The sequence below is a fragment of the Streptomyces angustmyceticus genome (genome assembly GCF_040701845.1).
In the GTDB taxonomy this organism is placed as follows: Bacteria; Actinomycetota; Actinomycetes; order Streptomycetales; family Streptomycetaceae; genus Streptomyces; species Streptomyces angustmyceticus_A.
In genome coordinates, this window is record NZ_JBFBHQ010000003.1 from 269,232 (window position 1) to 281,154 (window position 11,923).

10 protein-coding genes are annotated in these 11,923 nt (G+C 70.8%); 4 read left to right on the forward strand and 6 right to left on the reverse strand.

Going from position 1 to position 11,923, the window contains the following annotated elements; all coding sequences use genetic code 11:
- Nucleotides 1-126 precede the first annotated feature (126 nt).
- The 3 genes from AB0411_RS08580 to pdhA are packed head-to-tail and all read right to left on the reverse strand — an operon-like array spanning nucleotide 127 to nucleotide 3,844.
- Complete coding sequence (locus AB0411_RS08580) at nucleotides 127-1,620, reverse strand: dihydrolipoamide acetyltransferase family protein (protein ID WP_366416530.1); 1,494 nt, start codon at nucleotides 1,618-1,620, stop codon at nucleotides 127-129.
- 23 nt (nucleotides 1,621-1,643) lie between these two features.
- Nucleotides 1,644-2,627 carry an alpha-ketoacid dehydrogenase subunit beta gene (locus AB0411_RS08585; protein ID WP_086719021.1) on the reverse strand — a complete coding sequence of 328 codons (984 nt, stop codon included), beginning with the start codon at nucleotides 2,625-2,627 and terminating at the stop codon, nucleotides 1,644-1,646.
- A 2-nt stretch (nucleotides 2,628-2,629) separates the two neighbouring features.
- Nucleotides 2,630-3,844 carry a pyruvate dehydrogenase (acetyl-transferring) E1 component subunit alpha gene (gene pdhA, locus AB0411_RS08590; protein WP_366416531.1) on the reverse strand — a complete coding sequence of 405 codons (1,215 nt, stop codon included), beginning with the start codon at nucleotides 3,842-3,844 and terminating at the stop codon, nucleotides 2,630-2,632.
- Between the two features lie 327 nt (nucleotides 3,845-4,171).
- Here pdhA and AB0411_RS08595 point away from each other — a divergent pair, with 327 nt between their 5' ends.
- The 3 genes from AB0411_RS08595 to AB0411_RS08605 all read left to right on the forward strand — a co-directional run bounded on the left by AB0411_RS08595 (nucleotide 4,172) and on the right by AB0411_RS08605 (nucleotide 6,460).
- Nucleotides 4,172-4,831 (forward strand): response regulator transcription factor, encoded by a 660-nt coding sequence (locus AB0411_RS08595; RefSeq protein ID WP_366416532.1) that lies wholly within the window; start codon nucleotides 4,172-4,174, stop codon nucleotides 4,829-4,831.
- A 116-nt stretch (nucleotides 4,832-4,947) separates the two neighbouring features.
- On the forward strand, nucleotides 4,948-5,364 hold the full coding sequence (locus AB0411_RS08600) for a pyridoxamine 5'-phosphate oxidase family protein (RefSeq protein ID WP_366416533.1): 417 nt from the start codon (nucleotides 4,948-4,950) through the stop codon (nucleotides 5,362-5,364).
- A gap of 52 nt (nucleotides 5,365-5,416) precedes the next feature.
- On the forward strand, nucleotides 5,417-6,460 hold the full coding sequence (locus AB0411_RS08605; RefSeq protein ID WP_366416534.1) for a phosphotransferase: 1,044 nt from the start codon (nucleotides 5,417-5,419) through the stop codon (nucleotides 6,458-6,460).
- A 17-nt stretch (nucleotides 6,461-6,477) separates the two neighbouring features.
- Here AB0411_RS08605 and AB0411_RS08610 read toward each other — a convergent pair whose 3' ends face one another.
- Nucleotides 6,478-8,088: a protein kinase domain-containing protein gene (locus tag AB0411_RS08610; RefSeq protein WP_366416535.1), complete on the reverse strand. Its 1,611-nt coding sequence runs from the start codon at nucleotides 8,086-8,088 to the stop codon at nucleotides 6,478-6,480.
- Between the two features lie 313 nt (nucleotides 8,089-8,401).
- Here AB0411_RS08610 and AB0411_RS08615 point away from each other — a divergent pair, with 313 nt between their 5' ends.
- Nucleotides 8,402-10,105 (forward strand): protein kinase domain-containing protein, encoded by a 1,704-nt coding sequence (locus tag AB0411_RS08615; protein ID WP_366416536.1) that lies wholly within the window; start codon nucleotides 8,402-8,404, stop codon nucleotides 10,103-10,105.
- A gap of 169 nt (nucleotides 10,106-10,274) precedes the next feature.
- On the opposite strand, the gene AB0411_RS08620 is transcribed toward AB0411_RS08615, so the two are convergent.
- Both AB0411_RS08620 and AB0411_RS08625 read right to left on the reverse strand, forming a co-directional pair.
- Nucleotides 10,275-10,838 carry a bacterial proteasome activator family protein gene (locus AB0411_RS08620; RefSeq protein WP_366416537.1) on the reverse strand — a complete coding sequence of 188 codons (564 nt, stop codon included), beginning with the start codon at nucleotides 10,836-10,838 and terminating at the stop codon, nucleotides 10,275-10,277.
- A gap of 136 nt (nucleotides 10,839-10,974) precedes the next feature.
- Entirely contained in the window at nucleotides 10,975-11,910 is a 936-nt protein-coding gene (locus AB0411_RS08625; RefSeq protein ID WP_366416538.1) for a hypothetical protein, read from the reverse strand.
- Nucleotides 11,911-11,923 lie beyond the last annotated feature (13 nt).

The window sequence follows — 11,923 nt, forward strand, 5'->3', positions numbered from 1 at the left end:
GCCGGCATACGGCCGCAGCGGAGGCGCGGGGCGGGCGAGCGGGTGCTCGTCCACGGCGTCCGGGCGGTCCCGAGGCGGCGTTTCACGTGAAACACCGCTCCGAACCGCCCGGCTCCGCATTCCGGCTCATCCCCAGGTGATCAGGCGCTTGGGCCGTTCCAGCAGGGCCGCGACATCCGCGAGCAGCTTGGAGCCCAGCTCGCCGTCGATGAGCCGGTGGTCGAAGGACAGCGCGAGGGTGGTGACCTGACGCGCCTTCACCTTGCCCTTGTGGACCCACGGCTGGAGCTTGACCGCTCCGAAGGCGAGGATCGCCGACTCCCCCGGGTTGAGGATCGGCGTACCGGTGTCGACGCCGAAGACGCCGACATTGGTGATGGTGACCGTGCCACCGGTCATCGCCGCCGGGGACGTCTTGCCGTCGCGGGCGGTGGCGACCAGATCGCCCAGGTCCGCGGCGAGCTGGGGGAGCGTCTTGACCCCGGCGTCCTTGATGTTCGGGACGATCAGCCCGCGCGGGGTGGCCGCCGCGATCCCGAGGTTGACGTAGTCCTTGTAGACGATCTCCTGCCGCGCCTCGTCCCAGGCGGCGTTGACCTCCGGGTGACGCTTGATGGCGACCAGGAAGGCCTTGGCGACGAGCAGCAGCGGGTTGACCCGCAGCCCGGCCATGTCCGGGTCCTGCTTGAGCTCCTGGACCAGCTTCATCGTGCGGGTCACATCGACGGTGACGAACTCCGTGACGTGCGGCGCGGTGAAGGCGCTGGCGACCATGGCCTGCGCGGTCGCCTTGCGTACGCCCTTGACCGGCACCCGCCGCTCGCGGGCGGCGGCATCGACGACGCCGGGCTCGGCCGGGACGCTCTGCGGGGCGGCGGAGACCGGCGCCGCGGGCTCGGCCGGTGCGGCCACGGACGCCGCTGCCGGCGCGGCGGCCGCATGGACGTCCTCACGGGTGATGAGGCCGCCCGGGCCGGTCGGGGCGACCGCTGCCAGGTCGATGCCGAGGTCCTTGGCGAGCTTGCGCACCGGCGGCTTGGCCAGCGGCCGGCCGGTGTGCCCGGCACCCGTACCGTTCGCGACCGGTGCCACGGGAGCGGCCGCGGCGGGAGCGGCCACCGGGGTGGCTGCCGCCCGCCCGTTCAGCTCCGCCTGGAGCGCGGCGCGCGCGGGCTCCGGCTGGGCCGGCACCCCCGCCTGGGGCTTGCGCGCCCGGCGCTTGGTCGAGGACGGCGCGGCGCCGTAGCCGACCAGCACCGCCTGCCGGCCCTGCGGCTCGGCCTCCTCGTCCGGGGAGGCGGCGGTCTCCTGCGGTGCCGGCTGTGCCGCCGGTGCCGCGGCGGGCCCGGCTCCGGGGTCGGTGTCCACGGAGATGATGACGGTGCCGACGTCGACGGTGACGCCCTCGCCGAAGTTCAGCTCGTGCACCACCCCGTCGTAGGGGATGGGCAGTTCCACGGCGGCCTTGGCGGTCTCGACCTCACAGACGACCTGGCCGTCGGTGACGGTGTCGCCGGGCTGGACGTACCACTTGAGGATCTCCGCCTCGGTGAGCCCCTCGCCCACGTCGGGCATCTTGAACTCGCGGAAGCGCTGGGCGTGGGCGGTACTTGCAGTCATGGTCACGAACTCTCCTCAAACCCTCAGTACGCCAACGCACGGTCGACGGCGTCGAGCACCCGGTCCAGCCCCGGGAGGTACTCGTCCTCCAGACGGGAGGGCGGATACGGGGAATGGAACCCGCCGACCCGCAGGACCGGGGCCTCCAGGTGGTAGAAGCACCGCTCGGTGATCCGGGCGGCGATCTCCGCACCCGCGCCGAAGAAGACCGGGGCCTCGTGGACGACGACCAGCCGGCCGGTCTTCTCCACCGACGACTGCACGGTGTCGAAGTCGATCGGGGAGAGCGAGCGCAGGTCGACGACCTCGAGCGACTTGCCCTCCTCGGCGGCGACGTTGGCGACGTCCTGGCAGACCTTCACCATCGGGCCGTAGGCGGCCAGGGTGAGGTCGGTGCCGGTCCGGGCGATCCGGGCCTTGTGCAGGGGGTCGGGGATCGACTCGGTGTCCAGCCGCGACTTGTCGTGGTAGCGGCGCTTGGGCTCGAAGTAGATGACCGGGTCGTCACCGGCGATGGCCTGCTGGAGCATCCAGTAGGCATCCGAGGAGTTCGAGGGGGTGACGATCTTGAGGCCCGCGACATGCGCGAACAGCGCCTCGGGGGACTCGGAGTGGTGCTCGACCGCGCCGATGCCGCCCGCGTACGGGATGCGGATGACGACCGGCACCTTGACCTTGCCCAGCGCGCGGGCGTGCATCTTCGCGAGCTGGGTGACGATCTGGTCGTAGGCGGGGAAGACGAAGCCGTCGAACTGGATCTCGACGACCGGGCGGTAGCCGCGCAGCGCCATGCCGATCGCGGTGCCGACGATGCCGGACTCGGCGAGCGGGGTGTCGATCACCCGCTCCTCGCCGAAGTCCTTCTGCAGGCCGTCGGTGACACGGAAGACGCCGCCGAGCTTGCCGACGTCCTCGCCCATGACGAGGACCTTGGGGTCGGCCTCCATGGAGGCGCGCAGCGATTCGTTGATCGCCTTGGCAATGGTGATCTTCTCGAAGACGGCCATGGTCAGTTCCCCTCCGCGACGGGGGCGTCGGCGAACGACGCCTGGTACGCGGCGAACTGCGCGCGCTCCTCATCGACGAGCGCATGCCCGTCGGCATAGACATTCTCGAAGATCGCCATGTCGTCCGGGTCGGGCATGGCACGGACGGCGTCGCGGACCCGCTTGCCCAGGGCCTCGCTCTCCTCGTCGATCGAGGCGAGGTACGCCTCGTCGACGATGCCCTCGGCCTCCAGATACGTCCGCAGCCGCAGGATCGGGTCCTTGGCCTCCCAGGCCGCCCGCTCCTCGTCCTCCCGGTACTTCGTCGGGTCGTCGGAGGTGGTGTGCGCACCCATGCGGTAGGTGAACGCCTCGACGAGCGTCGGGCCCTGGCCGGTGCGCGCCCGCTCCAGCGCCGCCTTGGTCACCGCAAGACAGGCGAGTACGTCATTGCCGTCGACCCGCACACCGGGGAATCCGTAGCCGCGGGCGCGCTGGTAGAGCGGCACCCGGGTCTGCTTCTCGGTGGGTTCGGAAATCGCCCATTGGTTGTTCTGGCAGAAGAACACGACGGGGGCGTTGTAGACCGCGGAGAAGGTGAAGGATTCCGCGACATCTCCCTGGCTGGAGGCGCCGTCACCGAAATAGGCGATGACCGCGGAATCCGCGCCGTCCTTCTGCACACCCATCGCATAGCCGGTCGCATGCAGCGTCTGCGAACCGATCACGATGGTGTAGAGGTGGAAGTTGTTGCTGTTGGGGTCCCAGCCACCGTGATTGACCCCGCGGAACATGCCCAGCAGGTTCGTCGGGTCGACGCCGCGGCACCACGCCACACCGTGCTCGCGGTAGGTCGGGAAGACATAGTCGTCGTCGCGCAGCGCGCGCCCGGAGCCGATCTGGGCGGCCTCCTGGCCCAGCAGGGAAGCCCACAGACCCAGTTCGCCCTGGCGCTGGAGGGTGGTCGCCTCGGCGTCGAACTTCCGCGTCAGCACCATGTCGCGGTAGAGCCCGCGCAGCTCGTCGGCGGAGAGGTCGATCGAGTAGTCGGGGTGCTCGACCCGCTTCCCCTCGGGGGTCAGCAGTTGTACGAGCTGGTCCTGCTCCGCCTGCTCGGGCCGACCTGAGGTCCGGGTCTTGGCCGGGGACGCCTTCTTGGCCGACGTCGCCTTTTTGGCGGTGGTGCGCTTGCTGCTGCCGCGGGCGTTTTTCCGCTGCGCAGTGCCTTCCACGGTCACGTGCTGCTCCTCCGTCTGTCCGACCCCCGGGGTCCGCCGGTGGCCGTATTGCGGCTCACCCGGTATCCGATACGGCGCACGGGGTGTGTGCGAACGCGGCCGGATCCGGGTGGAACAAAGCTCCCGGAAGGTGGCCTGCTCATTGCACGTTACCCATTGTCAAAGCCGAAGTGGAAACGGCGCTGACCTGCGATTTTGCTTGGATTTCCAAGTAAATCGCTAAGGCTTGGAACAACTCCTGGTCACAGCGTTGCAGGCCGCCGGGACAACGGCACGTTATATCGCTGACCTGGAGCACGGGAAGGGTTGATGTGTGAGACTGGTGTGGTGCGCGAAGACGGAAAAATCACGGTATTCCTGCTCGACGACCACGAAGTGGTCCGGCGTGGCGTTCACGAAATGCTCTCCGTCGAGGACGACATCGAGGTGGTCGGCGAGGCCGGTACCGCCGCAGATGCCCTGGTCAGGATCCCGGCGACGCGTCCGGACGTCGCGGTGCTCGATGTCCGGCTACCGGACGGGAGCGGTGTCGAGGTCTGCCGCGAGATCCGTTCGCAGGACGAGGACATCAAATGCCTGATGCTCACCTCGTTCGCGGACGACGAGGCCCTTTTCGATGCGATCATGGCCGGTGCGGCCGGATATGTCCTCAAGGCCATCCGGGGCAACGAACTGCTCTCCGCGGTCCGCGAGGTCGCGGCCGGGAAGTCCCTCCTCGACCCGGTGGCCACCGCCCGGGTGCTGGAGCGGCTGCGCGACGGCAAGGCCACGAAGAGCGACGACCGGCTGGCGAGCCTCACCGAACAGGAACGCCGGATCCTCGATCTGATCGGCGAGGGGCTGACCAACCGCGCCATCGGCGAGCGGCTCCACCTCGCCGAGAAGACGATCAAGAACTATGTCTCCAGCCTGCTGTCCAAGCTCGGCATGGAGCGCCGCTCCCAGGCCGCCGCGTATGTCGCGCGCAGGCAGGCGGAGCGGCACTGACGAGCCGGCGCCGGCGGCCGCCCTGCCCGGCTGGTGGTGATTCGGGACCATCGACCCGGTCCCCTCGGGGCTGGCGGCCCCTACTTCCGGCCGGGTCCGCCCGGCATGGTGGCCGCATGCCCACCGACAACTTCCGTGCGATCGAGCTGCTCAGCCGCACGCCGTACGGGCGCGTCTCGGCCAGCCGGCGGGCGCTGCCCTTCACCACCGTCACCCGCCATCTCTTCCTGGACGGGCGGCTGGTCCTGCGGCTGCACCGCGGCTACGGCTACCACCAGGCCCTGGACGGCAGCGTGGTCGCCTACGAGGCCGACAACGTCAACAGCGGCGAGCGCGACACCTGGTCGGTGCAGTGCACCGGCACCGCCCGGGTCGCCGAGCCCGCCCCCGCCGAGCGCGAGCTCTTCGGCCGCACCCCGCTGCTGGCCGACGGCGCCCCCTTCGACCCGGTCTTCCTGCGGATCGAGCCGGAGTTCGTGACCCTGCACTGCCTCAGCGATGCGCCCGTCTTCCACTACGCACACTCTGCGTAAGGCTTTCCTCCGCACCCACTCCGACGGGCGCAGTTGATCTAACATCTGGCGCGTGCTGCGCTCATCTGTAGTCCGGACGGCGGCAACGCCCGACAAAGACGCCCTCGGATCCCTGCTCCGCCACTACACCGGCGCCGGCGCGCCGCTGTCCTGCGAGCCCGTAGCCGAGGGTCTGCTCAACCACGGCTACTTCCTCGCCACCACCCGCGGCCGCTACTTCCTCAAACACCACCTCGACGGCGACCGCGCGGCCCTCACCCGCCAGCACCGCGCCACCCGCCGGCTCGCCGCGCTCGGCCTGCCGGTCGCCCCGCCCGTCGCCGACGCGGACGGCCGGACCGTCACCGTCCTCGACGGCCGCTGCTACGCCCTGCACCCCTGGGTCGAGGGCCGGCACCTGAGCGGCGCCGCCCTGACCCGCGGCCAGTCCTGGCAGCTCGGCGCCCTGCTCGGGCTCGTCCACACCACGCTGGAGCAGGTCATGGCCGATGAACCACATCCGCCCCGGCCGCCCTGCGCGGACGCCGGAGCCGACCCCGAGCGGACCTTCGAGACGATCGAGGAGCTGCTGGCCCTGGCCCGCGGCGCCCGGCCCCGCACCAGCTTCGACGAACTCGCCGAGCACCGTCTGCTGGAGCGCCGGACCCTGCTGGCGCAGCTGGCGCACCACCGGCCGGCCCCCGGAGCGGAACCCCCGGCGGGCTGGGTGCACGGCGACTTCCATCCGCTGAACGTGCTCTACCGCGACGCGGAACCGACCGCGATCGTCGACTGGGACCGGCTGGGCGTCCAGCCCCGTGCCGAGGAGGCGGTGCGCGCCGCCGCGATCTTCTTCGTCCGCCCCTGCGGCACGCTGGACCTGGCGAAGGTGGCGGCGTACGCGGGCGCCTACCGCCGCACCTGCCACGCCGGCGCCGACGAGCTCGCGGCGGCCGTCCACCGGGTGTGGTGGGAGCGGCTGAACGACTTCTGGATGCTCACCTGGCGCTACCAGCTCGGCGACCGCCGCACCGATCCGCAGTTCCCGGCAGCGGCCGCCCTGGCCGTGTGGTGGACCCGCGAATACCGGGCCGTGCAGCGCGCGTTCACCCGCTGAACCCGGGCGCGCGCAGGTCAGCCGTTCGCGCCGAGCGTGGTGTTGCCGGCGTCCGTGCCGGCGGTGGCCCCGCCGTCCGCGCCGGCGGTCGCCCCGCCGTTGTCGGTGCCCCCGTTGTCGGTGCCCCCGTCGTCGGTGCCCCCGTCCGTGGGGCCGCCGTCGGACGTCCCACCGGTGTCGGTGGGCGGCTCGGACGTGGGCGGCTCGGACGTCGGCGGCTCGGACGTCGGCGGCTGCGAGGTCTCCGGCGTGCTGGGCTGCGCGGTGGGCGGCTGGCTGTACGTGCTGTCGTCGCCGCCGGTGCCGCCGGGGTCGGTCTGCGGGGTGCTCGGCTCCTCGCTCGGCTCCTCGCTCGCCTTGTCGTCCTTGGTCGGCTTCGGCGACTGCGTGGTGGGGGTGTTGTGCTTCTTGTCCTGGCCACCGGTGTTCTGCAGCGCGAAGGCCACGCCCACGGCGATGGCGATCACCGCGAGCGCCGCGATCAGCCAGATCTTGCCGCGGCCGCCCCTGGCCGGCCGGGGGCCGCCCTCGAAGCCGCCGTCGTCGTCCCGCATGCCGGGGGTCAGGATCGGCTGCGCCGTGGTGCGCCCGGCGTCAGGGTGCGGCAGCGCGGTGGTGGCGGCGGTGCCCAGCGCCGAAGTGTGACCACCCTCGTGCATGGCGACCGGGCCGGTGCTCCAGGTGCCGGTGTGACCGCCCTGCTCGTGCAGCATCTGCAGCGAGTACTGGACCAGGCCGCGCATCTCCTCGGCGGACTGGAACCGGTCGTCGGGGTCCTTCGCCAGCGACCGCATGACCAGGCCGTCCAGCTCCGGCGGCACCGCGTCGGCGACGCCGGACGGCGCCACCGGCATGTCCTGCACGTGCTGGTAGACCACCGAGAGCGGGGTCTCGCCGGTGAACGGCGGCCGCAGCGTGAGGAGTTCGTAGAGCAGGCAGCCGGTGGCGTAGAGGTCGGAGCGGGTGTCGACGGTCTTGCCGAGCGCCTGCTCCGGGGAGAGGTACTGGGGGGTGCCCATGACCATGCCGGTCTGCGTCATGGTGGACTGGGCGCCGTGCAGCGCACGGGCGATGCCGAAGTCCATGACCTTCACGGCGCCGCTGTTCGTGATGATCACGTTCGCGGGCTTGATGTCACGGTGCACGATGCCGTGCTGGTGGCTGTAGGCCAGCGCCTCCAGCACGCCGGAGACGATGATCAGCGCCTGGTCCGGCGGCGGGGCGTCGGCGTTGAGCAGCAGATCGCGGATGGTGTGGCCCTCGACCAGCTCCATCACGATGTACGGCACGGTGTTGCCGCCGACCAGGTCCTCGCCGGAGTCGTACACGGCCACCACCGCGTGGTGGTTCAGCCCGGCCACGGACTGTGCCTCCCGCGTGAACCGGGCCTTCGAGACCGGGTCCTCGGCGAGGTCGGCACGCAGCAGCTTCACGGCGACGGTACGGCCGAGACGGACGTCCTCGGCTGCGAACACCTCCGCCATGCCGCCGCGGCCGAGCCGTCGCGTGAGCCGGTAGCGGCCATCGCCGACCAGCCCGCCGTTGCCCCACATCTCCGGTGCGTCGGGGATATTGGAGCCGGTGGCCTCAGGGTCGGACGGGCCCTGGGGGCTCTGCGTCGGTGCCATCGGTCCTCGCCGTCGAATCGATCCGCATGAGAGCGGTAAGGTCATCGGTCTTCGCTAGAGCACGCTACAGGCTCCGCGGCACTCGCCGGTCCGTCGTGGACCGGCCATCAAACCCGGCGGAAGCGAAATGCCGCAAGCTCACCTGGGGTAATGGGACGCACAAAAGTCTCCTGGCCGTGACGGGATCTTGCACATCTGGTCACGGAACGGGCACACAGCTTGACGTGTCCGGGGCCTGGGGCAGACTTGGCTGCGGAATTCCAGATTTTGATCGCTATACATACGAGTATGGCGCCTAGGGGGAAGCGGAACGATGAGCCAGGACGGCGCTCAGGGCCAATTCGAGGGCCGTTCGGTCGGCGGTGGACGTTACCAGCTTCGTGATCTTCTGGGCGCCGGCGGCATGGCCTCCGTGCACCTCGCCTACGACAGCGTGCTGGATCGCGAGGTCGCGATCAAGACCCTGCACACCGAGCTCGGCCGCGAGCAGGCGTTCCGTGAGCGCTTCCGGCGCGAGGCCCAGTCCGTGGCGAAACTCACGCACACGAACATCGTCTCGGTCTACGACACCGGCGAGGACGAGCTCGACGGCGGCATGGTGCCGTACATCGTCATGGAGTACGTCGCCGGCCAGCCGCTGCGCTCCGATCTGGACAACGACATCGCCCGGCATGGCGCGATGCCGACGGAAAAAGCCTTGAAGATCACGGCCGATGTGCTGGCCGCGCTCGAGGTCAGCCATGAGATGGGCCTGGTCCACCGGGACATCAAGCCCGGCAACGTCATGCTGAACAAGCGGGGCGTCGTCAAGGTCATGGACTTCGGCATCGCCCGCGCCATGCAGTCCGGCGTGACGTCCATGACCCAGACCGGCATGGTCGTCGGCACGCCGCAGTACCTCTCGCCCGAGCAGGCCCTCGGCCGCGCTGTGGACGCCCGCTCCGACCTCTACTCCGTCGGCATCATGCTCTTCGAGCTGCTGACCGGCCAGCTGCCGTTCGACGCGGACTCCCCGCTCGCCATCGCCTACGCCCACGTCCAGGAAGAGCCCCCGGTCCCGTCGAGCATCAACAGCTCGCTGCCGCCGGCCGTGGACGCGCTGGTGGCGCGTGCGCTGAAGAAGAACCCCAACGAGCGCTTCCCCACCTCCGAGGCGATGCGGGACGAGTGCCTGCGGATCGTCGGATCCGGGCAGTCCGGTGCGACGCCTCTGATCATCGGGGAAGGCCCGCGGGCGCGCACCAGCGGCTCGTCGGTCTCCTCCGCGGTGTTCCCCACCGCCTCCGGCAACCTGCAGACCCCGGTGCCGCCGAACGTGCAGCAGCCGTACCAGCCGACCCAGGCGGCCGGGTTCGGCCCGTCGACGCCCCCGCCGCCGAACAACACCTACCCGACGCCCGCTCCGGGGCCCGTGCCCGGGCCTGTGCCGGGGCCCGTGCCCGGGCCTGTGCCGGGGCCGGCGCCCTTCAACTCGGGTGGCTACCAGCCGCCCCCGCCGGCGTACACCCCGCCGCCCGTGACGGCCTCGATGGCGTCGACCGGCGGTCCCCGGCGGAAGAGCAACACCGCCGTGATCGTCGTCTCGGCGATAGTCGGCGTGATCGTGGTGACCGCGATCGCGATCGGCATCGGCCTGAGCGCCGGCTCCAGCGACGACGAGGGCGGTGACCTCAGCCCGACGTCGGCGTACTCCGACTCCACGTCGGCGTCGCCCACCGAGAGCGTCCGGCCCGAGGACAAGACCGCGACGATCCTGGCGTCCGAGTGCACCAACCCGACCAAGAGCTTCAGCGAAAAGGGCAAGGTCCTCATGCCTTCTTTCCGCTTCAAGAACCTGGAGTCGGTGAAGAAGTGCATCGCGGCCGCCGGCTGGAAGTACAAGATCGTCGGCCAGGAGGACAGCGCGATCTGGGGCAAGAACACCGTCACGAGTCAGACGCCGGCCGGCGTCAGCTGGTGGTACCCGAGCAAGGACACCACCATCGAGCTGACGATTTCGACCGGTCGTAGCGGCTGACGGCAGCGGGCCCACCCGGGCCACCGTGAACAGCGGAGGGGCCGGCACGCGGAATGCGTGCCGGCCCCTTCTTTCTGCGTCTGTCTGTTCCGTAGGTGGTGCGGCGGCTCGACCGTGACGGTCCTGGGACAGCGGGAGAAAAGACCCGGGTGAGAGGTAAGGGACCGGGTCAGAGGTACGGCCCCGAACGGGCGCCGCCCTGGCCGGGCTTGCCCTCCTCGCCCTCCATCGGCATGGCGCCGGGCGGCAGTGCACGCCGCATCGACTCCAGCTGCGCGCGGGCGGCCATCTGCTGGGCGAAGAGTGCGGTCTGGATACCGTGGAAGAGGCCCTCCAGCCAGCCCACCAGCTGCGCCTGGGCGATCCGCAGCTCGGCATCCGTCGGCACCGATTCCTCGGTGAACGGCAGCGACAGCCGCTCCAGCTCCTCGACCAGCTCGGGCGCCAAGCCGTCCTCCAGCTCCTTGACCGAGCTGGAGTGGATCTCCTTCAGCCGGACCCGGCTCGCCTCGTCCAGAGGAGCGGACTTCACCTCTTCCAGCAACTGCTTGATCATGCTGCCGATGCGCATGACCTTCGCAGGCTGTTCGACCATGTCCGTCACGGGTGTCTCACGGGACTCGTCGCCGTCGTCCCCGCCACCGGAGCCGGTACCGCCGAGCGCCATGCCGTCCGGGCCGACCACCAGGACGTGCGGATTCTCCTGCGACCGTTCATTCATCGGCATATCCATGCCGCCATTCTCTCGTACGAGGGGTTATGAAAGGTGGTGCCCCTGAGAGAAGGTGATCCACCCTTCTGGGCGGACCGGCTGCCGTCGTTTCACGTGAAACGACGGATTCCCACCGTTTCACGTGAAACCAGCGACCTCAGCTCCGGCGCAGCCGAAGGGCGAAGAAGGCCAGCCCCAGGCCGGTGAGCGCGAGACCGGCGCCCAACGGAAGGACCCGCTCGACCGGTGCGCCCGGGGATTCCAGGGCGTAGGGACTGGCCGTAGCGGCCGCGTCGCCATCCGTGCTGTCCGGCCCGGAGCGCGTGCCCTTGTCCGGCGCGGCAGGGGTCGGGAGCGGCGGCAGCGCCTCGTAGGGGTGCTGAGTGAGCCGGTCCGCGACGTCGAAGCGACCCGAGGAGGACGACCGCGCCGGGCTCTCCCCTGTCGCGGGTGTTGCGGGCGCCGAGGGCCTGTGGTGCTTCGGCGCCGGGGTGCGGCGGCCGGGACGCTGGTACGCACGGTCGGCGTCGGGAGAGCTCGCCCCTGCGGACGGCCCGTGATGGCCGCGCCGCGGGAAATCCACGCTGCCGTAGTCCGACCCCGGGAGGGGGTAGGGCGGACCGGCCGGCCCGATGAAGGCAGGGCCGAACGGGTGATGCGGGCGCTGGTGCCACCGCCCGTGCACGCGAGGGCCACCGAAGTGGCGCGAGGGCCGGTGCGGGAAGTCCGGGAAGGCCTCCGGCATACCGGCGAAGCGAGGCGGCAGCTCGGGGAAGCGCGCCGGGGCGCCCGGGTGGCCGTGGCGGCCGTGGTGCCTCCGGCGCCCGTCGCCGCCCCGGACGTCGACCGGACGACGGTCGCCTGCGAAGTCGTCGGTCCCGTCACCGTCGAACGCGTAGTCCTCGGCCCCGGCTTCCTCCTGCACAAAGTCGTCCTCGGGCTGATCGCCCGGGTGGACGAAATGCGGGGGACGGTCGGAAGGTGCCCGCCGGTCCGCCGCCGCCGCTGAGGTCGCCCCTATCGGCACGGGCAGGACGACGGCGGCCACCAACAGACCGGTGGCAATGCGCGAACGGAAACCTGGAGCGACCACAGTGCCCCTCCCG